The sequence below is a fragment of the Bacillus alkalicellulosilyticus genome, from assembly GCF_002019795.1.
GTDB lineage: Bacteria > Bacillota > Bacilli > Bacillales > Bacillaceae_F > Bacillus_AO > Bacillus_AO alkalicellulosilyticum.
Genome location: NZ_KV917381.1, coordinates 1,940,997 through 1,965,196, shown reverse-complemented (window position 1 = coordinate 1,965,196; position 24,200 = coordinate 1,940,997). Strand labels below are relative to the sequence as shown.

Sequence of the window (24,200 nt, the reverse complement as noted above, 5' to 3'; positions counted from 1 at the left end):
GGGCCCAGAAAAAGTTTGCTTTTTAACTTTTTCTGGGCCCTCTATGTCCTGAGCGAAGCCGCTACTTCTTTTATGTCATGCAAAAGCGGGCTTCTTTTGTATGACGCCGAGCGAGCGAAGCCAGGGCCCTTCCCCAATCCAAAAAGTTTGCTTTTTAACTTTTTCTGGGCCCTCGTTTATTTCTTTTTTAAGAGCTGTGCTCGGTAGTATAGTTTTTCACTTTCGTCAAACATCGCTTTTACTTGATTATAGCTATGAAAATGCGTTGGGTCCCTTAGTATGAATTGAAGTCGTTCCCCGCAATTTATAGGTGTATATGCCAGTGAAGCTATCACTTTTGCAAGCTCCACAATCGATTCCACCTTTTGCTCATTTGTCCAATAAACGGCTTGTATGAGCATCGCTATGGCGATTCTCATCGGACGGTGTGCCGAAGTGCGGTCTCGCCTTTGATAGCATGACTGAAGGTCTGGTTGAATCTCTCGCCACAGCAAAAAGAGCTGAGGAACATATTGTTCACTTGTTTGCCATGGCTGAATGTTAGACTCAGACTCTACAATGTCATAATAAAACGGCTGAGTCTCTGTATTGTATTTAAATGAACAATCCTCGGTTACAGAAAGCCTATCTTCATCCTGATAAAATGGAAAAACTTGAAATTCAAAAGGAATTGCTATTGTTTTCACGAAACCTTCCCTCGTTTTTTCATTCGTTTTTGACCTTCACGACATAAATCAAGGAGTGGGCATATCTCACATTGAGGTGATTGTGCTTTACAATGATAACGACCAAAAAAGATAAAACGATGATGGGCATCCGACCATTGCTCTTTCGGAATCTTTTTCATTAGCGTCTCTTCTACTTCTTTTACCGAATCTTTCCAACGACAGATGCCAAGACGCTTTGATACGCGTTCTACATGGGTATCAACAGCAATTGCTGGGACACCAAAAGCGACGGATACAACAACGTTCGCTGTCTTTCTTCCTACTCCGGCGAGCTTGGTCAGTTCATCACGGTCATTGGGAATGACTCCTCCGTACTCTTCAATGAGCATCTGACAAAGCTTTTTTATATTTTTGGCCTTACTACGAAACAGACCTATTCTACGAATGTCTTGTTCTAACTCTTCAAGTGGGATGGCAAGATAATCCTCAGGTTCTTTATACTTTTCAAATAAACCCGGCGTCACTTTATTAACGAGCGCATCTGTACATTGAGCTGATAAAAGGACTGCAATCGTCAATTCAAAAGGATTACTATGCGTTAATTCACATTCTGCTTCTGGAAACATCTCAGCCATCGTTTCTAACACTGTATTTATTTTTTCTTTGGTTAACATCATTTTCCCCCTATGAGATGCGACAAATCGCTTTTCTAAAGAAGACGTCCCAAAAGGATACAACCCTTTGGGACGCTCAATTATTTCTCTAGCCAGTTGTATGTTGGGAACGCTTCGGCTTGATTGGTATTCCCTCTTGGTTTGGCTTGAGTTTTACGAAACTTCTCCCCATATGCTTTTGCTTCCTGAACTGTTTTTATATTGTTTTTTTGCCATTCAAACAAAATCCGGTCAATGTAGCGAAAATTTAATTTTCCAGATACAACAGCTTCTCTTAAAGCAGCAACGATAAGCTGCGGACTGTGGTTATCTTGGTCAAGCCACATTGATAACGTTTCACCCTCCATCGGAGAAAGTGGTCGACTGAATTCTTGTTCATATATCATATAAATGTTAATCTCTTCGTCTTGTTTTCTATTCTCTTCTGCTTTTTCTTCCCGTTTTGAAAATAAATAGACAAGCTGTTCCCATAAAGGTTCTAGTGAATAACACTCAGAAAACACACCATCGCTGTCGTTTAACTCCTCTAACCGCAAATAGCCTCTTTTAACTAATTGACGGAGCATTTTAGAACAATCTAAAGAACTATGAGTCATCCGTTGCGATAAATCTTCAGGAGTTGGGAAACCATAGCCTTCTTCTAAACATGTATATACATGAATTAATAAGACGAGCTCTTCTTCATTCAGTCCAATTTCGGTATAGTGCTTCAACAGCAATTTTGGAACTGAAACTTGTCCAGCTGACATCCATTCAATCATTAATTGTTTACTCATCTTGAACACCTCACCCTTTATTATATCACGTAAATCACTTTCCTTCATGACAAATAATTAGGGAATTCGACAAGGGAATGTAGTCTGAAAGACAGAAAAACTTGCCGCTAAGCCTTAAAGATAACGGCATAGTCGACAAGCTAAATAATGAAATACTCACCTTAGTTTATGGGTATAACCGATTTAATAACCGTGGAAAAGGAATCGTTTCACGAACATGTTCAGAGCCGCTTAACCAAGCAACAGTTCGCTCTAAACCTAAACCAAATCCTGAGTGTGGTACTGAACCATATTGACGGAGATGTAAGTACCATTCATATGCTTCTTGTTGTAGCCCATGTTCTTTCATTCGTTGTTCGAGCAATGAGGCATCATGTATTCGTTCTGAACCACCAATAATTTCACCATATCCTTCTGGAGCAATTAAGTCAGCACAAAGGACGACATCAGGATTATTCTCGTCAGGCTGCATGTAAAACGGTTTTAATGACGTTGGCCAATGCGTAATAAAAACAGGCTTTTCATAGCTATTAGCAATAGCTGTTTCGTGCGGAGAGCCAAAATCATCTCCCCACTTGATGTCTGTAAATCCTTGTTCATGCAAAAAAGCAATTGCATCTTTATATGTAATCCTTGGGAAAGGCGCTTTAATTTGCGTTAATTTAGAAAGGTCACGTTCAAGCGTTTTCAACTCTAAGCTACAGTTGTTTAAAACCGCTTGGACAATGTGAGATACATATTGTTCTTGAACTTGAAGATTGTCATTAAACTGATAAAACGCCATTTCTGGTTCAATCATCCAAAACTCAATGAGATGTCGTCGCGTTTTTGATTTTTCCGCGCGAAATGTTGGTCCAAAGGAAAAAACCTTACCAAACGCCATTGCCGCAGCTTCCATGTATAATTGACCACTTTGAGAAAGATAAGCATCTTCATCAAAGTACTTTGTATGAAATAATTCAGTTGTTCCTTCTGGGGCACTGCCCGTTAAAATTGGTGGGTCGATTTTCACGAAGCCTTCTTGATTAAAAAACTCATAAGTGGCACGAATGATCTCGTTTCTTATTTTCATTGTGGCATGTTGACGTTTAGAACGTAACCATAAATGACGATGGTCCATTAAAAACTCTGTACCGTGTTCTTTTGGTGTAATCGGATAATCTGTAGCTTCATGAATGATATCAACATCAGTTACTGTTAGCTCATACCCTGATGGTGCTCTATCATCTTCACGTACCGTCCCCGTCACATAAAGAGATGATTCTTGCGTAATATTTTTAGCTTTTAGAAAAATCTCCTCTGCTACTTCTGCTTTTATAACAACACCTTGGATAAAACCAGTACCATCACGCAATTGCAAAAAAGCAATTTTTCCACTAGAACGTTTATTGGCAATCCAAGCCCCCATGGTCACTTCTTGTCCAACAAAATTTCCTACTTTTGATATCGTTGTTTTCACATTATTCCCTCCAGACGAAGAATACCAACATTATACATTTGTTAAAAAGTAGATGCAATGCAGCCTGTTATTCACGTCGTAAGCTATATTGCTGTATATACGTACCGTCTCTAAATGTGATGTAATAATAAGCAAGGCGGTCATCTTCGTTTATATACGTAATTTCATAAACCGGGAGCTCTTGTTCCATCCCTAATCGGATAGAGATTAATTTAGCCGGTTGTAGTTCTTGAATGGCAAAATCGGTAACCTGCTCTTTAGACCAGCCATCTTCTGCTTTTCTCGTAATTACGGATTGAAGGTCTTCACTAACCCATACAATCAATGATTCATTTTCTGCATTTTGACCTTCAATAACATAATACGCCTCTGTACCATGATAAAAGTTGATACTAGAGATTGATGTTACTGCACCATTAGCTAACACAAATTGGGTGATTTTTTCTTTCTCTTCTAGTAATGGTGAACGGATTGTTTGGTAATAATAAACCGCGGTGGCACTTCCAATAACAAACAAAAGAAGAACTACTAATAAAATCCATTTTTTCATGATTGTTTATGTCCGATAGATGGTAAATACCATCTTAGTTGAATCCTTTTGATCTAAGGCTAACCCAAACATTAAATCATCACCCTTTAATGTTCGATTTAACGCATCGACGACTTTATATAACTCAGCCGACTTTTCTAGTGTAACTGTTGATAATACCGCCATTTTTGGTTCCATACAATATTCCTCCATATATAGTTCAAGTTCTTCCTTACTACTCAAGTTTTACTAGTCATACTCCGAATTCATTGAGCCATACTATGACTAACGCTCAAACGAAAGAGGAGGTTATGAGCGTGACTCACATAGACTCACAATCAACTGCTGACTTGTATCAACAACAAAAGAAATGGTTCGCTCTTTCATCTACCCATCGATCAACCATGGAAAAGACATTAACATGTAATGTAAGACAAACGCTATTTCCGTCATTTTTGCAACAAAAATAACTTCTCTGCCCACACCTCCATGAATGAATCCTGCCCACACAGGATTCATTTTTTATTGTAGTCTTGAAAATTCAAGATTAGCCTCTGCAACAATCTTCTCCTCATCTAAAGTGATACATTCTTTATCTTTGACAAGCTGTTTCCCTTTTACAAAGACATCCACTACATCCGCACCACTGGCCGCATAAACAAGATGAGAAAGCACATGTTTAGCTGGTTGCAGGTGAGCTGCCTCGTGATGTAACGTAATAAAATCAGCATCCATGCCCTCCTGGATTGACCCAATCTGAGAAAATCCAAGTGCTTTTGCGCCTTCGACTGTCGCCATTTTTAAAGCAATATCAACAGGAAGAGCTGTTGCGTCTTGTTTAATTCCTTTTTGAATAAGAACTGCCGTGCGTAATTCTTGAAACAAATCAAAATTATTATTAGAGGCGACGCTATCTGTACCAACAGAAACAGATACACCTTTTTCTAGCATTGTCTGTATCGGAGCTATACCCGAACCTAGCTTTAAGTTACTTATCGGGTTGTGAGAGACATATACGTTATTTTCTTGTAAAATGGCTATTTCCTCTGAATTAATGTGGACGGCATGAGCCACAAGAGCATGATTTCTAAAAAAACCAAGTTCTTGTAAATGATGCACAGGCCTTTTTCCATACTTTTGCTCATGCTCAGCCACTTCAAACGCCGTTTCAGACATATGAATATGTAGCGGTAGGTCATGTTGTTCCGCCTTACTTACTATAGTTTCAATAAATGCAGGTGGACATGTATATAAAGCATGTGGTGACAGCATCGCCTTAATGCGACCTTCTCCAGCACCATTCCAGTTCATAGCCAGTGAGGTAGCTTCTTTAAGTTTTTTTTGCTGCTCATTTTCGGGGCATAACCCAATCATTCCTCTTGTAATGACAGCTCGCATTCCTGCATCAACGACTTGATTTGCAATGTCATCCATGTGAAGATGATACATATCTAAAAATGTCGTTGTACCCGATTTTACCATTTCAACCATAGCTAATCTACTGCCAGCCATTACACTTTCTTTAGTGAATTTCCCTTCCATCGGCCACATTTTTTCTTGCAACCATCGTTGAAGTGGCAAATCATCTGATATCCCCCGCAATAAAGACATTCCGGTATGAGAATGTGTATTTACTAGTCCTGGAATAATCCATTTTCCTTTTAAATCGGTATAGGTTGAATGTGGAAGGTTCAAAGGGGGTGACCCAGCCGCCACCGTTTCAAAAATTCCCACATCATTGACAATGAAATATCCTTGCTCTAATACTTCGTTTTCCTCATTTAAGGTTACAATAACCCCATTATAATACACATGCATAAAAATACTCCTAACTCTTGGGTCTTCCTTCTACTTCGATATAATAGAAGGGAACTCCTCCTCATTCGCATGAACCGTCATAATTTCATAATTCTCTAATGTAGAACGAATCGAAACCGTTCCCATTTTATTCGTTTGATAAATATCAATCCACGTTTCCTGCAGGCGGTCAAGTACATATTCGCTTGGGAGCTGACCCTCTCTTTGGAAAACAATTGCGACTTGGGGATCAACTTCATTTAAAAATGGTTGTGTTGTCCCGCGTTCACTAGCGAAATCAGCCACTTTTAAGACAGCTGACTTTAACGCATAGTCATTCAAAAGCTTTTCCTCGACTTTTTCATTAGCTACTCCCATATATAATGTTTTAAATTGACCATATGTAAAAGATAACACAAAAGAAGAGAAATCATCATAGTCTTGCTCTCCTGTATATAGCACTTCAGTTTGAAGAGATGGCAAAATATCCTTTTGTTTTCCAACTTCCCATGTCATCAATTTATCCACTGGGATTTGATATTTGTTTGCGATTACAGATTTCAATGTTGGTGGGACCACAATTGTTTCAATGGGGTAATGACTAACAAGCCAATCAATATTTCCACTATAAGGGTCATCATCATTCACTAAGATAACCGTGTTTAATTCATCAACATGAAACATATGTAATCTCTTAGCTAATTCAATTTGTGAAGAACGAGCTCCAGTCCCGATTAAAACTGTTCCTCCTGAACCAGATTGAATCAGTGTAGCTTCCCCACTCGGTAAATCAAAATATGTAAAAGCAATTTCATCCTTTTTTAAATTTAAATCAACTTCAAAATGTAAATCTTCTTTAATCGAACTACTTACTTCTACTGTCGAACAACCAAACAATAGCATACCAAAAAAGCATGCTAGTCCCAAGAGCACCATGCGCATGTAAATAATCTCCCCTCATTTATCTCTTCTGTTAGTTTACGACAATTTGATTGAAGTTATGAACGGAATTTTAGCATGCACATGGGCACTCTTTTACAACCAATCTTCTATTACATTTAAAAGTTCATGCATTGGTTGTTTATATACAGGAACAGCAGGTAACGATTGAATAAAAGATGAACCATACCGAGTTGTAATGATTCTCTTATCAAAAACAACAACAATCCCTCGGTCATTTTGAGTTCGAATTAACCGACCAAACCCTTGTTTAAAGCGAAGAACTGCTTGAGGCAAAGCCATATCCATAAACGGATTTTTCCCTTCTTCTCTTAGCTTTTCTGATCTCGCTTGGATTACAGGTTCGTCTGGAGGTGAAAAAGGTAGCCGAACAATTACTAAGCAACTTAAGTCCTCACCAGGAATATCAATGCCTTCCCAAAAGCTACTCGTACCGAATAAAATAGCATTTTTGTGTTGCTTAAATGTCTTCAGCAGTTTAGCTCGACTACCACTAAAGATACCTTGAGCAATTAGCAAAAATTCATGTTCCTCCATTTCTGCTTTTATTTGATAGTAGACATCTCTTAGCATTTCATAAGAAGTGAACAAAATTAGCATTCTGCCTTCAGTAATAATGGAAATATCAATTATCTTAGTGACAATATCTTCTGTAAATGCTTTAGTACTTCCTTTATTAATTTCGGGAACATCGGTAGGAATTAACAGCTTAGTTTTTGTTTCATACTCAAACGGCGAACGAATTGAAACAGTAACAGGCCCAAAATCCTCAAGTCCTAATTGTTTAATCACATATGAAAAAGACTGCCTAACCGTCAATGTCGCTGATGTTAATATGACACTTTTCTTTTTCATGAAAAATTGGTCAGCCAGAAGTTCACTAATATCAATCGGTTTACTATATAAGAACGTCGCATTCCGTGCCGCTCTTTCATCAGCTTCCATCCAATACACAAGATTTGGATCATATTCGAGCAAAAGTCTTCCCAACTTTTCTGCCTCTTCGACTAAAGATTTTAATATATTTTTAAAATCTACAAGAAGACCGCGCTCTGCTAGCAGTAGTCCGTCTTTTATTTTATCGAGAGGTTTACTTATTTTCAGACCGGAGACATACACATCGTGAACATACATGTCAACACGAAGCAACACCTCTTGTAAAATCGACCAATCTTCTGTATTTGCTTTATAGCGATAGCTCATTCGGCCTATTTCTGTTAAACCGAGTTGCTTTTTCTTTTCTAACATGGATCGTAGCATACGGAATAGTTCATCAATTTCTAGTTTAGCTAACTCACTTTTCTCTTGGATCAGTTTAAATGTATTTGCTGGAAGCTCTAGTTCATATTCTGACAGCATCGTTTCAATAGAGCTTAGTAAACCTTTGGAATCTAGCGTGCCTAATCGGTTCCATAAAAATGAAAACCGCAAATAATCACTTTGTTCCCCTAAATATTCACTAGCGACTTCTTCTAAATGATGCGCTTCATCAATGACAACATGAGAATAATTCGGTAACAATGCATGTTCCGATACTAAATCAGTAAATAATAAAGCGTGGTTTGTGATAACAAGGTCAGCTTGTTGTGCATTTTTTCTAGCTGTTTGATAATAGCAACGTGAAAACCAAGGACATTGGTTCCCTAGACACGTCGCCGTATCACTTTTAACTTCGCTCCACAACGCTTTTCCACCCGAAGATAAATTTAGTTCTTCAACATCGCCTGTGTCTGTTTCTGTTATCCATACAAGAAGTTGTCCCAAAGTCAAGATCGTATCATAGTTTTCATCATGTATATTTCGGGCAATTCTTTGCTCAAATTTCCGTAAGCATAAATAATGGTTTCTTCCTTTTAAAACAGTAGCTTGAAACGGGAACGTCACCGCTTTTTTTAACAACGGGATATCGCGTTCTAGAAGCTGTTCTTGAAGGGGTATTGTCTGTGTACTAATCATCACTGGTTTTCCACTGTTTTTGGCATAAAACAACGAAGGTAATAAATAACCTAATGACTTGCCTGTTCCGGTTCCAGCTTCAATTAAGGCATGACGATACTCTTGAAAAGCTTCGTCTACCGTGTCCATCATTTGCTCTTGTCCCTTCCTAATTTCATAATGTGGAAGGTTTGCGGCTATTGTGCCATCAGACTGTAACAACTCTTTTTTGTATTGTTTGAATAAAACAGACTCTTCCAAAAGCTCTCTCTTTTGGTGTTTTCTTTTTTTTATTGCAATCTCTCTGTAAATATCAAATTTCTGGTCATCTTTTTGTATGGTTGTTTCCTTCACTCGTAGGATTGGGTCGAGTAAAAGGTCGATATCTGATTTCAGCAGATTTGTAATTTTCTGAAGTTGTCTCAGTGTCTCATACGGAAGCTTTTCAAGTTTAGTGAGCAAATCCAGTAACAATTGAGCTGTGACCTCAGCATCACTATCAGCTTGGTGAGGGCGTTCATGGTCGATATCAAGCATTTCAGCAAGCTGAACTAACTTATACCCTTGCTCTTGTGGCAGCAACAAACGTGCGAGTTCTACAGTATCGATAGTTGGTCCTGTAAAAGGTTTATAACCCGCTTCTTCAATTTCTTTATGTAAAAATGAAAGATCAAACGTAACATTATGAGCTACAAAAAATGCATTTTCAAGCATTGGTAATAACTCAGGTACGACCTGTTCAAAAGTAGGCGCTCGCTGAACCATTTCATCTGTGATCCCAGTTAGATGGTAAATGAAAGATGGGATTGGTATTTCAGGATTCACAAATGTCGTAAAGCGCTCTGTAATTTCACCATCCTCAAGTAAGACCGCACCAATTTGTATGATACGGTCATTGCCAGGAGTTTGTCCGGTCGTTTCAAGATCAATGACAACAAAGCGTTGTTTCAATTTCATCACCTCAATGGGTGTATTTAGTGGAGATGTTTAATCTTCTGAAATAAAGGATGTGTATCCACTTCACTTCTAGCCTTCTCCATGATACTTTCATATTGTTTCTCTTCTCCCCATGTACTGAGTAACCATACAAAAGAGAGGATAATATTTTTATCGTTCGATTGAGCAAGAAGAGGTAGAAACAGTTCTTTCGCTTTTTCGCGGTCATCCAATAATCCATAGTTCCAGGCAAGCCCATGAATGATTGTATCATCGTCATAGCCTAAAGCCTGTAATCGTTTATAACAGTGAATCGCCATTGAATGTAGGCCAATCCACTCAAAATCAAATGCAAGGGTAAAAAGTAGTTCTCTTGTCTCAACAACTTGCAAGGCGGTTAACCATGAGTTGTATGCTAGTTGAAATTGATTGTTTTCAAAATGGCATTTTCCTAAAAAGTAATAACTCTCGCCATCTTCTGGTAGAGATGTAAGAACTTGTTCAAAATACGGAATTGCCAATTGTGGCCTTTGCTCCATATAATGACACATTCCTAAATTATACACGACATCTACATTCTTGGTAAGTGTTAATGCTTTTTCAAAGTGAACAATCGCCTCTTCATTTTGTTCTTGTTGAACAGCTAAACAACCAAGTCCAACATAAGCAAAATGTTTATAAATTGCTTTTTCTTCACTATGAATCAGATATATGAACATCTCCTTCGACTTTTCAAGGTCTTCTGAGTAGAGATATGAATACGCTAAATACAATCTAACAATCGGTGTCTTTACACTCTTAAGTTCATTTTCAAATTCTCGACTAGCTTCCTCAAACATATTTAATTCAAAAAACGATGTTCCTTTCGACGTATATGGCTCTTCCCCTTCAAACTCAGATAATTGCTCTTTAAGGGTGTTGATTTTTTCATCGATTTCTACCCAGTTATCCAACAAGGATTCGCTTGCTTTTTCAAGAGATTCCACATAGCTCTTTCGTTCTTTCTCTGAAATAAGCTGCCAATTGTTTTTCAAATAGGAATATAGACTATTTACGGTGTTGAAAGACGATTCCATAAAAAAACCCCCTCTCATAAGATGTCTGTATTGCTCAGTTTTCATCTAAATGAAGGGGAATATACAATTTAACGGACGGTAGAAGCTGGCTCTGTCCCTAACATTTCAACAATTTTATTGTTTTCATCCATAATCGCCACTTTTGGCTGATGGGCACCAACATCCGATTGATGAATCATCGCATAAGAAATGACAATAATAACATCATCTACATGGACAAGTCTTGCTGCGGCACCATTCAAACAGAAGACTCCACTTCCTCTTGGACCAGCAATAACATAGGTTTCAAAGCGTTGACCATTGTTATTATTTACAATTTGAACTTTTTCATTTTCAAGAATATCGACTTCTTCCATAATATCTTGGTCGATTGTAATACTCCCAACATAGTTCAAATTAGCTTCCGTTACACGGGCACGATGAATCTTTGCTTTCATCATAGTACGATACATCAGAATTCCCCCTTTACGTCCAGGATAATGTTATCAATCAGTCTTGCCTTTGAATATTGAACAGCAATGGCAAGGATGCACCTTCCTGATAGGTGTTCAATTTCACCTAATTCAGGATAGGACAAAACTTCAATATAGTCAACCGTTCCCGTCACATTTTTGCGAACAAATTCTTCTATAACCGATAAAACTTTTTGGCTACGATATTCCCCAGCCTCTACCACTTGTTTCCCTAAAAGTAAACTTTGATATAAATTTGAAGCATTTTCTCTTTCAGAACGAGTGAGATTCACATTCCTTGAGCTTTTTGCTAGTCCATCATGCTCTCGCAATGTAGGACATCCAACTAGAGTGACACGCAAATGGAAATCACGAATTAACTTTTCAATGGCAGCGACTTGTTGAGCATCCTTCAAACCAAAATACGCTCGTTCTGGAGAAACAATTTGAAGTAACTTTAACACAACAGTGGCTACACCATCAAAATGACCTGGTCGACTTTTTCCACATAAAACATCGACACCTTCATGGACTTTCACGGTCAACGCAGGTTGTACTGGGTACATTTCCTTTACAGTTGGGTAAAACAAAAAGTCCACTCCTTCTTGTTCAGCGAGCAAACAGTCTCTTTCAAAATTTCGTGGATAACGGTCAAAATCCTCATTCGGCCCAAATTGCAATGGATTAACAAAAATACTCATGACCACAAGGTCACATTCTTTTTTCGCTTGTTGAACGAGGCTAAGGTGCCCCTCATGGAGAAACCCCATGGTTGGAACAAAGCCTACCGTTTTTCCATTTGGTATTTGTTGTTGTAATTCAAGAATCGTTTCAACTATCTTCACGAGAGTTTCCTCCATATAAATGAGCCAATTGTTCTTCTTTCATTGTAAACGTATGCTTCTCCTCAGGGAAAAGAGAGCCCTTTACTTCTTCGACATATTGCGTAATGGCATCTTCAATTTGAGTAGCTACATTCACATATTGCTTCACAAATTTTGGGCCAACTTGGCTGCCATATCCAATTACATCGTGGTAGACAAGAACTTGACCATCTGTGTTCACGCCTGCACCAATTCCGATAACTGGGATCGTTAGCTGTTGGCTAATTCGTTCTCCAATTTGCTTGGGCACACATTCTAAAACAAGAGCAATGGCTCCCGCTTCCTCAACCGCGATCGCATCAGCTATTAATTGTCTAGCACTTTCTGCATCTTTCCCTTGAACTTTATATCCACCTACAACACCTACTGATTGAGGCGTTAATCCTAGATGAGCAACAACAGGAACTCCTGCATTCGTAAGCTGAGCGATAGACTCAATCACGCCACCATTTCCTTCGAGTTTTACAGCGTGTGCTCCTGCTTCTTGCATGAGTTTTCGGGCATTGTTCATCGTTTCAGATAAAGAACTATGGTATGTTAAAAAAGGCATATCCGTTACGATAAAAGTATCCGGGGCACCTCGTTTCACTGCTTTTGTATGAAGAATCATATCGTCTAACGTAACAGGAATTGTTGAATCATAGCCAAGCACAACCATTCCTAGAGAGTCTCCGACTAAAATCATGTCTGCGCCTGCTTTTTCTACAAGTCTTGCTCCAGGTGCATCATAGGCCGTAATCATTGCAATTTTTTCTTTGTTTTCTTTCATTTTTTTAAAGGTAATCACTGTTTTCACTGTTTTTCCTCCTTTTTTAAGAGGAAATAACTAAACCGGTCGATTAGCATAAAGAAACCTTCTTTCACAAAAGGAAAGAAGGGATTTGTACATCATCATTCGGTTTAATTCATCCCTCTGTCCTAGTCCACTTTGGATCAAGGCAGAACCTTTTTTGTTATTATTATCCGTCAACAAGGTGTAGGTCTATGTAAGATCCTACCCAACAAAAGTATAGCAGAGAAACAACTATATTTAAAACACTTTTTAGGAAATATCAATATCAGCGGAATAGATATGATGAACTACGCCATCATCATCCTCTAATAATAAAACACCCTCATCTGTAATCCCTTTAGCCACGCCACTAAGGGTTCCTGTCATTGTTCTTGCTTTTATTCGTTTTCCAAGACTAATTGCATGACATTCCCACAACGATTTTACTGTTGTAAAACCGTGTTCAATATAATCCTCGTATAAGATTTCAAGTTCTGAAAAAATATGGCGAAGCAATGTAGCTCGACTGATTTCTTCTTTCTTTTCTATCGCCAACGACGTGGCAATCTCTTTTATATCAGGTGAAAAATGCTTTTCTTGATGATTCACGTTTATTCCGATACCAATGATTACAGAATGGATATAATCAGGTTCTGATTGCATTTCAGTTAGAATCCCAACGACCTTTTTACCATTGATCAACAAATCATTTGGCCACTTAATATCACAGTCAATGCCTGTCGTTTGTTTTATCCCACGGACGACACTGACAGCCGCGAGTAATGTGAGCTGCGGTGCTTTTTGTGGCGGAATCTTTGGTCGGAGAATGATGCTTAACGAGATGCTAGAACCATGGGGTGAATGCCACTCTCGCCCCATTCTTCCTTTGCCTTTTGTTTGTTCATCTGCAATCACGACATGACCTTCCACTGCGCCTTCTTGTGCAAGACGATGGGCAATTTCTTGTGTCGATGACGTCGTTTTATAATAACTAATTTCTTGGCCAATCGCTTTTGTTTTTAAATTCATTTTTATTTCGTGTGGACTTATCGTATTTGGTCTAGAGATAATACGATATCCTTTACGAGGAACCGCTTCAACTTCATATCCGTTTTTCCGAAGTTCTTCAATATGCTTCCAAACAGCTGTCCGCGAACATCCTAATTCAACACTAATTTTTTCTCCAGACACAAACTGTTCTGATTCAAGTAGTTCTAATAACTTTGCTTTCACATCCTACCCTTCTTTCTGCAACCACTGCAATATTGACGTTTCTTCATTTGCAATGATTTTCTCTAAGACAGCATCCTCGATGTTACGGAGGGATTGTTCAATCCATGGTCCAGCGGGCCTCTTTGATTGCTCAAGGAGAGTTCTCGGATTAAAGTCTAATTGTTGACGTGTATGGATTGGTAGTTTATCATACTGCTTCTGAATTTCATCATTAGCTTCATAAGGAGCATTAGGCTGAAGAAGTCGATAGATTCTTTCAACCTCAAGACTTTTGGTGTTACCTAAGTCATAGAGGAGTCGATTAGACCAACCATCTGCTGCTCTTTTTCGATAGCCGTCTACTAAGATTCCACAAGCCCTCGTGAAGCTTTGACTTTTTTGATAAGAAAGTAAAAAAGGTTGGACTTGTTTCTCATGAGAAATCGAAAGTAATGCCCATTTTTCTTCTAGCGTTGTTTCTAGGTACAATGGTTGTTTTAAAATTGGTTCCATCTTCTCGATAAAGTCCAGTGGCAACACAGAAAGAAGAGGCCAGGCTATTACACAAAATGGCCCTTCTAGTAGTTTATCTATTTCTTTTGACAACCGCTCTGAAGCTACTGTCAATAGAAGGTTTTTATGGAACTGAAGATCTTTCCACGTGTTTGACTCTATTGAAAAACCAAGTTGAGCCACAAAACGAACAGCGCGCAGCATTCGAAGCGGATCCTCTTTAAAACGTTCTGCCGCTTGACCACAGCCACGTATCTGCTTTTTATCCACATCTTCTTGCCAATCATGAGGGTCTATTATATTCAACCCCACCGTCATAGCCAATGCATTCATTGTAAAATCTCGATGCAGTAAGTCTTCATCTAAGGAAGTACCAATGACTTTATCGTTTCCTCGAAACGTAGAAACTTCGAATAGTTGCTGGTTTTGCTTTACAATTACCGTTGAATGCGCTTGTCCAACATGTATTGTTTTTGGAAATACCTCTTTGATTTGTTCAGGTCGTGCGGAGGTTGTTATATCTATATCATCGATTTTTCGATTGAGTAAATAATCCCTTACGCATCCTCCGACAAAATAAGCCTCAAAGCCATGTTGTTTAAGCTTCGTTATAATATCGATTCCATCTGAAAACCGTTCGTCCATCGCACTCGCCTTCAATCATTTTGCTAGTGTATTTTTATAAATCCCTTCATATTGCTCGACAATTTGAGTAGAACTAAAGAAATCTCTAACTCTAAGTTGAGCATAGTCTGACATTTCTTGATGTAACTTATCATTTGTTAAAATCGTTATCGCTTTCTCAGCAATTTCATCTATATTGCCAAGTTCGCAAATAAAACCTGATTTTCCGTCCTCTATGACCTCAGGAATTCCTCCAACTCTTGTTCCAATTACAGGAACTCCACAAGCCAGTGCCTCTAGTGCAGAAAGACCAAAACTTTCTTTTTCAGATAATAAAAACATGAGATCACTCATTGATAATATTTCAGCCACATGTTTTTGATTTCCTAAAAATAAGACACGGTCTTTAATTCCTAACTCTTTTGCAAGACGACAAGCCACCGTCGTTTCAGGGCCATCACCAATTAATATCAACTTTGATTTAACCGTTTCATTGACCTTTGCAAAGCTGCGAACGATATCTGTTACACGTTTAACAGCACGAAAGTTTGAAATGTGAACGATTACTTTTTCATCTTCTTCTATGTAATAATGCTTTCGCAAACCGTTCTCAGGACGCTTATAATAAATTCGTTCATCAATAAAATTATATACTGTATCAATTGGCTTTGAAATTTGTAATAGCTCTTTTGTTTCTTTCACTAAATCATTTGAGACAGCTGTAACAACATCAGACTGTTCTATGCCAAAACGAATGATTTCACTAAGGGAAGGATCATATCCAAGCACAGATATATCCGTTCCGTGTAGCGTCGTAACAATGTTAATATTTCCACCGACCATTTGCTTGGCCAAATAAGCACATATCGCATGTGGAACAGCATAATGAACATGAAGGATATCAAGCCCTTCTCTCAATATAATTTCTGCCATTTTACTAGCCAACGACAAGTCATATGGTGGGTATTTAAACACCGAATATTGGTTTACTTCTACTTCATGATAATATAAATTAGGATACGCACGATCGAGCCGAAACGGCATGCTTGATGTGATAAAGTGTACTTCATGGCCTTTTTCTGCAAGGAATTTCCCAAGTTCCGTTGCAATAACCCCTGACCCTCCAACCGAAGGATAACAGCTGATACCGATTTTTAATGTCATAACAAATCTCCTATACGATGTTTCTCCAATTTAAATCTCCACGTGCTAATCCTCTAACTAATATTTCAGCCGTACCCATATTTGTTGCTAACGGAATGTTCTGCACATCACAAAGACGAATCAATGCCGCAATATCAGGTTCATGTGGTTGTGCTGTTAATGGATCTCGTAAAAAAATAATCAAATCAAATTCATTTTCAGCTACAAGGGCACCAATTTGCTGGTCTCCCCCAAGAGGGCCCGAACGAAAGCGAGTAATCGTTAAACCAGTCGCATCCATAATTCGTTGTCCTGTCGTTCCTGTAGCATATAGTTCGTGCCCTTCGAATAAATGTTTATATGCCATTGTAAAAGTAACCATCTCATCTTTCTTCTTATCGTGAGCAATAAAAGCAATTTTCATATGTGTCCACCTACTCAATTATATTTTCTAATCCATAAATTAACGTATCAATTTTCATTACTGTTTCCACCGCTAAACGGATACCAGGCATAAAAGATGAACGATGAAGCGAGTCATGTTTGATCGATAATGTTTGACCTACACCACCAAATACAACTTCTTGGTGAGCAACAAGTCCTGGTAGACGCATACTATGAATTCTCATTCCTTCATAGTTTGCTCCTCTAGCACCAGCAATGTCTTCTTTTTCCTCAGGATGCCCTTGTTGTTTTGCTTCACGGACTTCACTAATAAGCTGTGCCGTTTTCACTGCAGTCCCTGATGGAGCATCTAATTTATTGTCATGATGTTTCTCAATGATTTCAACATCCGGTAAGTACTTTGCAGCAACCTGAGCAAACTTCATCATCAAAATAGCTCCAATTGCAAAATTTGGTGCAATGATTGCTCCAATTCTTTGTGCTTCTGCACGTTCCCGAAGCTCTGTAATGTCTTCTTCTGTAAAACCAGTCGTTCCAACCACAGGTCTCACTTGATGAGAAAATGCAATTTCCATATGTTGTTTTCCAACCTTTGGCGTCGTTAAATCAATTAAAACATCTGGTTTAAATTCATTAAAACAAGCCTCAATATCTACAAAAATCGGCACTTTCACATCTGGTTGGTCCTCGATATCTAATAATGTTTTTCCATCATTCTTTGTGTCAACGACAGCAACAAGCTCAAAATGGTCTGTCTCAAGTACCATTTTTACCGCCTCGCTACCCATTTTTCCTCTTGCACCTGCAATTACAATCTTAATACTCATCTTGTCTATTCAACTCCAGTTTCCTTTATTTTAGTCCATCTATCTTTATCACGGGTCTTAAATTTAGTCATCACTAAATCAAAAGCTTCTTCTAAATCAATGTCTAAGGAATTAGCAAAACATATCAGAACAAATAGAAGGTCTCCCATCTCTTGCTCCATCGTACGCTCTTCTTCCGAGGTCTTTTTAGGCTTTTCCCCATAATAGTGATTTACCTCACGAGCTAGCTCCCCAAGTTCCTCAGTCATTCTTGCTAACATGGCAAGCGGACTAAAATAGCCTTCCTTAAACTGACTTATGTATTCGTCCACTTCTTGTTGCATTTCAGATAACTTTTTATCAGACACTTCATCACCCCTCTCCATGTTAGCTAATTCGTGACAATTTGACAAATATTTAAGTAATTTGCCCATCATTTTCTAATCTATTATAATGTGAATGCAGTGATTTGAGGAGGGGAACATCTTGAAATATCAAATAAAAATAAAAAATATATTGTTTATTCTACTTGGATCGGCAATCCTGTCGTTTGGATTAGTCTATTTTAATATGGAAAACAATCTTGCTGATGGTGGATTTACCGGCATTACCCTTATTTTATACTTTATGTTCTCATTTGACCCGGCGGTTACGAATTTATTGCTTAACATTCCTCTTTTCTTTGTGGGGTGGTATATATTAGGACGGCACACCTTTATTTACACAATCATTGGAACAGTCAGTGTTTCTGTGTTTTTATGGATATTTCAAAGGTATCCTGTCATATCACTTCCATTGCATGATGATTTGACCTTAGCTGCTTTATTTGCTGGTGTCTTTATTGGTTCTGGATTAGGAATTGTCTTTAAATATGGCGGAACAACAGGCGGAGTAGACATCATTGCCAAATTGGGATTTAAGTACATCGGATGGAGCATGGGAAAAACGATGTTTATGTTCGATGCTGTTGTTATTGCATCCTCTCTCTTATATTTAAATTATCGAGAAGCGATGTATACATTACTTGCTGTTTTTATTGCCGCTAAAGTTATCGACTTGATCCAACAAGGCGCCTATTCCGCCAAAGCCGCCTTCATCATTTCAGACCAAGTCCCTCTCATTGCTCAAGCCATTACTACCGAAATGGAGCGCGGTGCAACAATCTTAAAAGGAAAAGGAAGCTTTACAGGAGCTGAAAAAGAAGTACTCTATTGCGTTGTCGGTCGAAATGAACTAATCCGCTTAAAAGGAGTCGTCGAACGCATAGACCCCTTTGCGTTTGTCACCGTCAACGACGTCCAAGACGTTATCGGAGAAGGCTTCACCCACGACGAAAACAAAAAACCAATCGAAAAGTAGCAGAAATCCCAAAAGGCGGATTTCCTTTTGGGATTTCTGCTATGCGATGTGCGCAGGCGCTGCCTTCTCTTAAGACCTGATGAGTGCCTTTTTCATCAGGTCGTGCAGCGCCGGAGCCATCGCCCTACTTCATTGACTAAAAGGCGGGTTTCCTTTTGGGTTTTTGGCTTTAATCCATCTCGCCAACGACTTGTATCACAGGTATTCCATTCCTATCTTCCACGTCACCAATTTCTTCATCGTGACGTTCTTGGGTGTTGCGAATATCCATAATGATTTCTTCTACACTTCCTTCTTGCTGGTCGACCCAATTTGTTATCGTTTTTTCTTTGGAATCATAGACCGCATATTGCCCACCTTCTGTAACTAACCAATATCGTTTCATCACCAATCACCTCACTTCTCATTTTCCCTCGAAGTTCAAATGATATTCCAAAACAAGTTATTTCTTCTTCAACGGACAGGAGATGCCTTATTTCATAAGATTTTCAGTATTTTGGGTTGTATAGGACATCAGGTACCTTATTTTATTGAAAACATGCAAATATAACGTCTTTTAGCGATAATAAGGGCTTCTGTGTCCGTAAGAAGCCGAGACAAAAGTCAAAAAAAACTTTTGTTACCCCTTCTTGCTTCCATCCTCCTCCTACTAAAAAAACGAGCACCGCCTTGAAGGCATCTGCTCGCTTTTTACTCTTTATTAATCGTCGTTACTCATACCGATATAAATAAGGACAAAACGAAGAAGTTCTAAAACAGCAACTAATGCGGCAGCTACATATGTTAATGCTGCAGCATCAAGAACTTTTCTTGTTTCTCGTTCCTCATGGTTTCTTATAATTCCAGTTGACACCATTTGATGCATCGCTCGACTTGAAGCATTAAACTCAACTGGTAATGTGACTAATTGGAACACAACCGCCCCAGCCATCATAATAATCCCTAAAAGGATTAAGTTAGATGCGTATAATAGCATACCCGCAATTAAAACGATAAACGAGAAATTCGAACCAAAGTTAGCGATAGGCACTAACGCATGGCGGAATCGTAAAAACGCATATTCCTCTGCATCTTGAATCGCATGGCCAACCTCATGAGCAGCCACTGCTGCACCTGCTACAGACGTTCCATAGAAATTATGTTCTGATAAGCGAACGGCCTTTGCTCGTGGGTCATAATGGTCCGTTAGTTGTCCTTTGATAGGCTCAATTGATACATCATATAAACCATTATCATCTAATATTTTTCGTGCTACTTGTGCACCTGTCATCCCGTGAGACGCTGCAACTCTAGAATACTTTTTATACGCGCTTTTCACTTTACTTTGGGCCCAAAGTGGGATAATAAGAATTACGGCAAAATAAATCAGGTACATCCCTAAACTCATGTCTCTTCTCACCTCGATGTGTATTTATATCTATATTCTAATAGAACAAACCAAGTAAAGTCAATTGAATTACTTGGTTTGTCCGTCTTTATATCTATTGTTTTAGTTTTACCTTTTTCTTTTCTGCACGGTACTTTTTCCATCCTACATAAGAAAGGGAAACGATTATCATTCCACCGATAGTAAACATAACCCATAGCAATGAAGGATCCGCACTATCTTCTCTAATACCTTCATAAACATACTTAAGTTCTTTCTCTAAACCGAGTAATTGAACCTGCTTGCTCTCATCACCAATCATCTCATGACGGTATCGTTCAAGAAAGGTAATGTATGATTCTAATCGTTGAAACTCATATCCTTCTAAGTCCAACATAAGAGCAGGACGAATCATTTGATAAAGACGAAGAAAATGATTGATTCGGTGTTGTAGCTCTTGATTACTTTCACCTGCTACTGCTTCTTTCACACCGTCTATTGCTTGGTAGATTGATTTTTGAGAGTTTTTCCAAAGCGGCCGATTATCTGTAGATAAAGCATCAATGGCAAGCCTAAATTCTGTAACTTTTAATATCCTCTCTTCATGGGTCATAGACGCACTTGTCACCGCAGCAAAGGCTTCATCGAACGAGCTTGTGACTACTCTAAGATCTTTCATCGTTACATTGGCCTCATCATAATGAATTGTTAAAAATTGCTCAGAAAAATACTCTAACACTTGCTTGGCTTCCCCGTACTTCTCTTGTTTTATAAGTTGCAGTACTTTATCAGATAGTTCGTTTAACTCATTCCATTTATTTTTATCAAATCCATGGTCTGCTAGACTTATAGTGGGAAAAGTTAATATTACTAGTAAAATGGCAAGTATTGCAAAGTTCCGCATATTTGTCCCTCCTTATCTTCTACTCTATCGTATGACCGTTGGGACAAGAGTAGACCAAAAAAAAAGGACAAGTTACATATGAGTGGGTTTCTCTGAGCAGGCGCGCAACGAGTGGAGCCATTACAACCATAATAAAAACCACTGAAAAAGTTGTTTTGTACTTTTTCAGTGGCTTCGTTACATATTCGTAACTTATCACTTGATTTCAAGCGTAAATCTGCCTTTTTGAACACCAAAAACATAAACAACCCCAATTGAAAATAAACTTAACCAAAATGTAAAATAACCAATATGGTCGATGTATGGCATTAACGACCACGACACCCAAGGATGCATCCCATAAATATAATCAATCATTTCGTTATGTATTACCCAAATGCTAACAATGACCAAGTGCCAAGGCTTAATTCGATAAAAAGGGGCGTAAAGTATAGCTTGAAGAGCCATTCCTAAATGAGAGAAAATAAGCATGTAATTTTGCCAATTTAGAGTCGCTCCCGTAACCCCTGCCCCAATGTTCATGGCAACCGCCCAAAGTCCGTACTTAAGTAACGTGACTGCTGCAAAGGCTTCAAGAAGGGGCCAGTTCTTCCGTTGTAAGAAAGCAAGCAATACAAATAAAAAGAATAAACTAGCTGTTGGACTATCAGGTACAAACAGCAAAAATTGAGACGGTGTCGAAGCTAGTTGTCCTTTATACCATATGTACCCATAAATCGTCCCACCTAAGTTAATGAGAAACAAACTGAGTAATATCCAACGCTTTGAGAAAAATTGAAAAAAACCAACCATATTCTATCTCCTTAGCCTACGAAAGTTTACTAAAAAAGAGTGACGCAAAAGCTAAAGCCTGTTGCGTCACCCCCCTTATCATGTTTATTGTTCTGAGTCGTTACCATCGTTTGCAATATACTGAGCTAAAATTTCAAGCTCTTCTTCCGTACCATCAAACATACCACCTGGCATTGCTCCACGACCGTTTATTACAATTTCCTTAATTTCTTCAACTGATAGGCCGGTTTCCACTAGGGCATAGCCTGCAGAACCACCTTCCATTTGATTACCATGACAACCGATACAAGACTGTGCCGCATAGATTTCGTATCCTTGCGCATCTTGGTCAATTTCATGTTCAATGATTGCCCCTTGTTGTGCTGCTGCTTCCCAGTCATGCTGGTCAACTGATTCCCATGTAAGGTAAATCGTTGCAATAACTGCTAATAACATTAATCCTGAAGCGATTGGTCGTTTCGTAGGACGTCGTTCAGGTCCTCTGTCTAACCATGGTGCTAACATTAATGCTCCAAATGCTAACCCAGGCATAACAACCGTTCCTAAAACAGTATAATCCCCAGCTGCATACGGATATTTCAATAACTGATACATGAATAGGAAGTACCAGTCTGGCAATGGAATATACCCAGCGTCTGTTGGGTCTGCCATTCTCTCAAGTGGTGCCGGATGAGCAATCGTTAAACAAAGATAGCCCATTAAAAACACTGCACCTACCATCCATTCTTTTAAAAGGAAGTTTGGCCAAAACGCTTCTGTTTTCCCAGGATACTCTGAATAGTCCTTGGGAATGTTTTGCTTTTTGCGGTACTCAGGTGCTACTACACGTGAGTCACCAACAAACTTCATTCCTTTTCCACGATGCATCGATTTCCCTCCTTTTTACGTCTGTCTTCCTCTTACAATGGACCTGAAATCCCTTGTTTACGAATCATATAAAAGTGAGCTCCTAATAAACCTAGTAGAGCACCTGGTAGGAAGAATACATGGATAGCAAAGAAACGCGCTAACGTTGATGCCCCAATTACTTCTCCACCTGCTAATAGTGTTTTCGCAAAGCCACCGACTACCGGTACACTTTCTGCGATTTGAAGACCTACTACTGTTGCGAAGTAAGCTTTCATATCCCATGGTAATAAATATCCTGTGAAACCTAGGCCTAACATAACAAAGAAAATAAGTACGCCAACTACCCAGTTTAATTCACGAGGTTTTTTGTATGAACCGGTAAAGAATACACGTAACGTATGTAAAAACATCATTACGATAACTAAACTAGCGCCCCAGTGATGCATTCCACGTACAATGACACCAAAGGCAACTTCATTTTGTAAATAAGCAACAGATTGATATGCGTTAATAATATCTGGAACATAGTACATTGTTAAAAACATACCAGATAAAATTTGAATTACCGTAACGAAAAATGTTAATCCACCGAAGCAATAAACAAATGCTGAAAAGTGGTGGGCCGGGTTAACATGCTCTGGCACTTCATGGTCTGCAATATCTCGCCACATAGGCGTAATATCTAGACGCTCATCAACCCAATCATAGATTCTCTGTAACATCGATTACGCCCCTCCTATACTTGTGGTCTTGGTCTTCCTAAATAAATTGTTCCATCACGAACCTCAAGGTCGTACTTATGAAGTGGTTCGGTTGGTGGTGTTCCTGCAACGTTTGTTCCATCTAATTCAAAGCGACCGAAATGACATGGGCAGAAAAATTGATTTTGATAATCTGGGTTTGTATTCCAGTCAACTGTACAGCCTAAATGAGTACATACAGGAGATAACGCAATTATTTCGTTTCCTGTTTTAAATACCCATGCAGATCGAGTCACATCTGACGTATACCACGCATCTACTTGTTCAAATTCAAAATTCACACGTTGTGGTTCTTCTGTGACTTCATCAGCTTTTAATGAAATCGGAACCATATCACTTTCTTCGCCCACTTTTAAAGCAGGATCTAAAGCAAAACGAGCCATTGGCATAATCATACTCGCAGCCATGAAGCCTCCAACACCGGTCAACGTGTAAGTAAGGAATTGTCGTCTTGATACTTTATGGTCTTTCTCACTCACTCTCTTTCCCCCCCTACGTTGTAAGTTACGTCCATACGGACATTTTTCACACATTATATACTAGGACAT

Annotated in this window: 28 protein-coding genes; 2 read left to right on the top strand and 26 right to left on the bottom strand. The window is 38.8% G+C overall.

Features of this window, described 5'->3' with window-relative positions; translation table 11 throughout:
- Window positions 1-176 precede the first annotated feature (176 nt).
- From BK585_RS10040 to BK585_RS10015, 6 genes are all read right to left on the bottom strand, one after another.
- Window positions 177-686, bottom strand: a complete 510-nt coding sequence (locus BK585_RS10040) for a YpoC family protein (protein ID WP_078553315.1) — start codon at window positions 684-686, stop codon at window positions 177-179.
- The gene (gene nth / locus BK585_RS10035; RefSeq protein ID WP_078553314.1) at window positions 683-1,342 is read right to left on the bottom strand and encodes an endonuclease III; all 660 of its coding nucleotides are present in this window, start codon (window positions 1,340-1,342) and stop codon (window positions 683-685) included. The genes BK585_RS10040 and nth overlap by 4 nt, the downstream gene beginning before the upstream one ends.
- Window positions 1,343-1,422: 80 nt before the next feature.
- A complete protein-coding gene (locus tag BK585_RS10030; RefSeq protein WP_078553313.1) occupies window positions 1,423-2,118 on the bottom strand; it encodes a DnaD domain-containing protein in 696 nt (231 codons plus the stop codon).
- A 166-nt stretch (window positions 2,119-2,284) separates the two neighbouring features.
- Window positions 2,285-3,577, bottom strand: a complete 1,293-nt coding sequence (gene asnS / locus BK585_RS10025) for an asparagine--tRNA ligase (RefSeq protein WP_078553312.1) — start codon at window positions 3,575-3,577, stop codon at window positions 2,285-2,287.
- Window positions 3,578-3,644: 67 nt separating this feature from the next.
- Entirely contained in the window at window positions 3,645-4,127 is a 483-nt protein-coding gene (locus BK585_RS10020; RefSeq protein ID WP_078553311.1) for a cell wall elongation regulator TseB-like domain-containing protein, read from the bottom strand.
- 6 nt (window positions 4,128-4,133) lie between these two features.
- Entirely contained in the window at window positions 4,134-4,304 is a 171-nt protein-coding gene (locus tag BK585_RS10015) for a YpmA family protein (protein WP_078553310.1), read from the bottom strand.
- A 119-nt stretch (window positions 4,305-4,423) separates the two neighbouring features.
- Between BK585_RS10015 and BK585_RS23995 the strand changes: the two genes are divergently transcribed.
- Window positions 4,424-4,576 carry a hypothetical protein gene (locus tag BK585_RS23995; protein WP_170885530.1) on the top strand — a complete coding sequence of 51 codons (153 nt, stop codon included), beginning with the start codon at window positions 4,424-4,426 and terminating at the stop codon, window positions 4,574-4,576.
- Window positions 4,577-4,628: 52 nt separating this feature from the next.
- Here the strand turns inward: BK585_RS23995 and BK585_RS10010 are convergent, their stop codons facing one another.
- The 13 genes from BK585_RS10010 to BK585_RS09950 form a co-directional block, all read right to left on the bottom strand.
- Window positions 4,629-5,924, bottom strand: coding sequence for an amidohydrolase (locus tag BK585_RS10010; protein ID WP_078553309.1), 1,296 nt, complete (start codon window positions 5,922-5,924; stop codon window positions 4,629-4,631).
- Between the two features lie 30 nt (window positions 5,925-5,954).
- Window positions 5,955-6,845, bottom strand: coding sequence for a ComEC/Rec2 family competence protein (locus tag BK585_RS10005; protein WP_078553308.1), 891 nt, complete (start codon window positions 6,843-6,845; stop codon window positions 5,955-5,957).
- A 93-nt stretch (window positions 6,846-6,938) separates the two neighbouring features.
- Window positions 6,939-9,755, bottom strand: a complete 2,817-nt coding sequence (gene dinG, locus BK585_RS10000; RefSeq protein ID WP_078553307.1) for an ATP-dependent DNA helicase DinG — start codon at window positions 9,753-9,755, stop codon at window positions 6,939-6,941.
- Window positions 9,756-9,772: 17 nt separating this feature from the next.
- Complete coding sequence (locus BK585_RS09995; RefSeq protein ID WP_170885529.1) at window positions 9,773-10,810, bottom strand: tetratricopeptide repeat protein; 1,038 nt, start codon at window positions 10,808-10,810, stop codon at window positions 9,773-9,775.
- Between the two features lie 68 nt (window positions 10,811-10,878).
- Complete coding sequence (panD, locus tag BK585_RS09990; protein WP_078553305.1) at window positions 10,879-11,262, bottom strand: aspartate 1-decarboxylase; 384 nt, start codon at window positions 11,260-11,262, stop codon at window positions 10,879-10,881.
- Complete coding sequence (gene panC, locus BK585_RS09985) at window positions 11,262-12,107, bottom strand: pantoate--beta-alanine ligase (RefSeq protein ID WP_170885528.1); 846 nt, start codon at window positions 12,105-12,107, stop codon at window positions 11,262-11,264. Before panC ends, panD begins: the two co-directional genes overlap by 1 nt.
- A complete protein-coding gene (gene panB / locus BK585_RS09980) occupies window positions 12,094-12,942 on the bottom strand; it encodes a 3-methyl-2-oxobutanoate hydroxymethyltransferase (protein WP_078553303.1) in 849 nt (282 codons plus the stop codon). The genes panC and panB overlap by 14 nt, the downstream gene beginning before the upstream one ends.
- A 246-nt stretch (window positions 12,943-13,188) precedes the next feature.
- Window positions 13,189-14,151, bottom strand: coding sequence for a biotin--[acetyl-CoA-carboxylase] ligase (locus BK585_RS09975; protein ID WP_078553302.1), 963 nt, complete (start codon window positions 14,149-14,151; stop codon window positions 13,189-13,191).
- A gap of 3 nt (window positions 14,152-14,154) precedes the next feature.
- Complete coding sequence (locus BK585_RS09970) at window positions 14,155-15,288, bottom strand: CCA tRNA nucleotidyltransferase (RefSeq protein WP_078553301.1); 1,134 nt, start codon at window positions 15,286-15,288, stop codon at window positions 14,155-14,157.
- 15 nt (window positions 15,289-15,303) lie between these two features.
- The gene (gene bshA / locus BK585_RS09965; RefSeq protein WP_078553300.1) at window positions 15,304-16,431 is read right to left on the bottom strand and encodes an N-acetyl-alpha-D-glucosaminyl L-malate synthase BshA; all 1,128 of its coding nucleotides are present in this window, start codon (window positions 16,429-16,431) and stop codon (window positions 15,304-15,306) included.
- Window positions 16,432-16,441: 10 nt separating this feature from the next.
- Window positions 16,442-16,834 carry a methylglyoxal synthase gene (gene mgsA, locus BK585_RS09960; RefSeq protein WP_078553299.1) on the bottom strand — a complete coding sequence of 131 codons (393 nt, stop codon included), beginning with the start codon at window positions 16,832-16,834 and terminating at the stop codon, window positions 16,442-16,444.
- Window positions 16,835-16,844: 10 nt separating this feature from the next.
- Window positions 16,845-17,642 (bottom strand): 4-hydroxy-tetrahydrodipicolinate reductase, encoded by a 798-nt coding sequence (gene dapB, locus BK585_RS09955; RefSeq protein ID WP_078553298.1) that lies wholly within the window; start codon window positions 17,640-17,642, stop codon window positions 16,845-16,847.
- Between the two features lie 5 nt (window positions 17,643-17,647).
- Window positions 17,648-18,034, bottom strand: a complete 387-nt coding sequence (locus BK585_RS09950) for a nucleotide pyrophosphohydrolase (RefSeq protein ID WP_078556737.1) — start codon at window positions 18,032-18,034, stop codon at window positions 17,648-17,650.
- A gap of 73 nt (window positions 18,035-18,107) precedes the next feature.
- Here BK585_RS09950 and BK585_RS09945 point away from each other — a divergent pair, with 73 nt between their 5' ends.
- Window positions 18,108-18,980 carry a YitT family protein gene (locus BK585_RS09945; RefSeq protein WP_078553297.1) on the top strand — a complete coding sequence of 291 codons (873 nt, stop codon included), beginning with the start codon at window positions 18,108-18,110 and terminating at the stop codon, window positions 18,978-18,980.
- 169 nt (window positions 18,981-19,149) lie between these two features.
- Here BK585_RS09945 and BK585_RS09940 read toward each other — a convergent pair whose 3' ends face one another.
- From BK585_RS09940 to BK585_RS09910, 7 genes are all read right to left on the bottom strand, one after another.
- Window positions 19,150-19,365, bottom strand: a complete 216-nt coding sequence (locus BK585_RS09940) for a hypothetical protein (protein WP_078553296.1) — start codon at window positions 19,363-19,365, stop codon at window positions 19,150-19,152.
- Between the two features lie 315 nt (window positions 19,366-19,680).
- Entirely contained in the window at window positions 19,681-20,367 is a 687-nt protein-coding gene (locus BK585_RS09935; RefSeq protein WP_078553295.1) for a zinc metallopeptidase, read from the bottom strand.
- Window positions 20,368-20,461: 94 nt separating this feature from the next.
- The gene (ypjB, locus tag BK585_RS09930) at window positions 20,462-21,250 is read right to left on the bottom strand and encodes a sporulation protein YpjB (protein WP_078553294.1); all 789 of its coding nucleotides are present in this window, start codon (window positions 21,248-21,250) and stop codon (window positions 20,462-20,464) included.
- A 195-nt stretch (window positions 21,251-21,445) separates the two neighbouring features.
- Entirely contained in the window at window positions 21,446-22,042 is a 597-nt protein-coding gene (lhaT, locus tag BK585_RS09925) for a lipoprotein heptaprenylglyceryl N-acetyltransferase LhaT (RefSeq protein ID WP_078553293.1), read from the bottom strand.
- Window positions 22,043-22,126: 84 nt separating this feature from the next.
- Complete coding sequence (locus tag BK585_RS09920; RefSeq protein ID WP_078553292.1) at window positions 22,127-22,909, bottom strand: menaquinol-cytochrome c reductase cytochrome b/c subunit; 783 nt, start codon at window positions 22,907-22,909, stop codon at window positions 22,127-22,129.
- A 32-nt stretch (window positions 22,910-22,941) separates the two neighbouring features.
- A complete protein-coding gene (qcrB, locus tag BK585_RS09915) occupies window positions 22,942-23,613 on the bottom strand; it encodes a menaquinol-cytochrome c reductase cytochrome b subunit (protein WP_078553291.1) in 672 nt (223 codons plus the stop codon).
- Window positions 23,614-23,627: 14 nt separating this feature from the next.
- A complete protein-coding gene (locus BK585_RS09910) occupies window positions 23,628-24,131 on the bottom strand; it encodes a QcrA and Rieske domain-containing protein (protein WP_139367534.1) in 504 nt (167 codons plus the stop codon).
- Between the last annotated feature and the right edge of the window lie 69 nt (window positions 24,132-24,200).

Excerpts from the sequence above, each read along its gene's own strand:
- nth (WP_078553314.1), bottom strand. The coding sequence starts at position 1,342 with ATGTTAACCAAAGAAAAAATAAATACAGTGTTAGAAACGATGGCTGAG.
- BK585_RS10030 (WP_078553313.1), bottom strand. The coding sequence starts at position 2,118 with ATGAGTAAACAATTAATGATTGAATGGATGTCAGCTGGACAAGTTTCA.
- BK585_RS10020 (WP_078553311.1), bottom strand. The coding sequence starts at position 4,127 with ATGAAAAAATGGATTTTATTAGTAGTTCTTCTTTTGTTTGTTATTGGA.
- BK585_RS10015 (WP_078553310.1), bottom strand. The coding sequence starts at position 4,304 with ATGGAACCAAAAATGGCGGTATTATCAACAGTTACACTAGAAAAGTCG.
- BK585_RS10010 (WP_078553309.1), bottom strand. The coding sequence starts at position 5,924 with ATGCATGTGTATTATAATGGGGTTATTGTAACCTTAAATGAGGAAAAC.
- BK585_RS10005 (WP_078553308.1), bottom strand. The coding sequence starts at position 6,845 with ATGCGCATGGTGCTCTTGGGACTAGCATGCTTTTTTGGTATGCTATTG.
- dinG (WP_078553307.1), bottom strand. The coding sequence starts at position 9,755 with ATGAAATTGAAACAACGCTTTGTTGTCATTGATCTTGAAACGACCGGA.
- BK585_RS09995 (WP_170885529.1), bottom strand. The coding sequence starts at position 10,810 with ATGGAATCGTCTTTCAACACCGTAAATAGTCTATATTCCTATTTGAAA.
- panD (WP_078553305.1), bottom strand. The coding sequence starts at position 11,262 with ATGTATCGTACTATGATGAAAGCAAAGATTCATCGTGCCCGTGTAACG.
- BK585_RS09970 (WP_078553301.1), bottom strand. The coding sequence starts at position 15,288 with ATGGACGAACGGTTTTCAGATGGAATCGATATTATAACGAAGCTTAAA.
- bshA (WP_078553300.1), bottom strand. The coding sequence starts at position 16,431 with ATGACATTAAAAATCGGTATCAGCTGTTATCCTTCGGTTGGAGGGTCA.
- mgsA (WP_078553299.1), bottom strand. The coding sequence starts at position 16,834 with ATGAAAATTGCTTTTATTGCTCACGATAAGAAGAAAGATGAGATGGTT.
- dapB (WP_078553298.1), bottom strand. The coding sequence starts at position 17,642 with ATGAGTATTAAGATTGTAATTGCAGGTGCAAGAGGAAAAATGGGTAGC.
- BK585_RS09940 (WP_078553296.1), bottom strand. The coding sequence starts at position 19,365 with ATGAAACGATATTGGTTAGTTACAGAAGGTGGGCAATATGCGGTCTAT.
- BK585_RS09935 (WP_078553295.1), bottom strand. The coding sequence starts at position 20,367 with ATGAGTTTAGGGATGTACCTGATTTATTTTGCCGTAATTCTTATTATC.
- ypjB (WP_078553294.1), bottom strand. The coding sequence starts at position 21,250 with ATGCGGAACTTTGCAATACTTGCCATTTTACTAGTAATATTAACTTTT.
- lhaT (WP_078553293.1), bottom strand. The coding sequence starts at position 22,042 with ATGGTTGGTTTTTTTCAATTTTTCTCAAAGCGTTGGATATTACTCAGT.
- BK585_RS09920 (WP_078553292.1), bottom strand. The coding sequence starts at position 22,909 with ATGCATCGTGGAAAAGGAATGAAGTTTGTTGGTGACTCACGTGTAGTA.
- qcrB (WP_078553291.1), bottom strand. The coding sequence starts at position 23,613 with ATGTTACAGAGAATCTATGATTGGGTTGATGAGCGTCTAGATATTACG.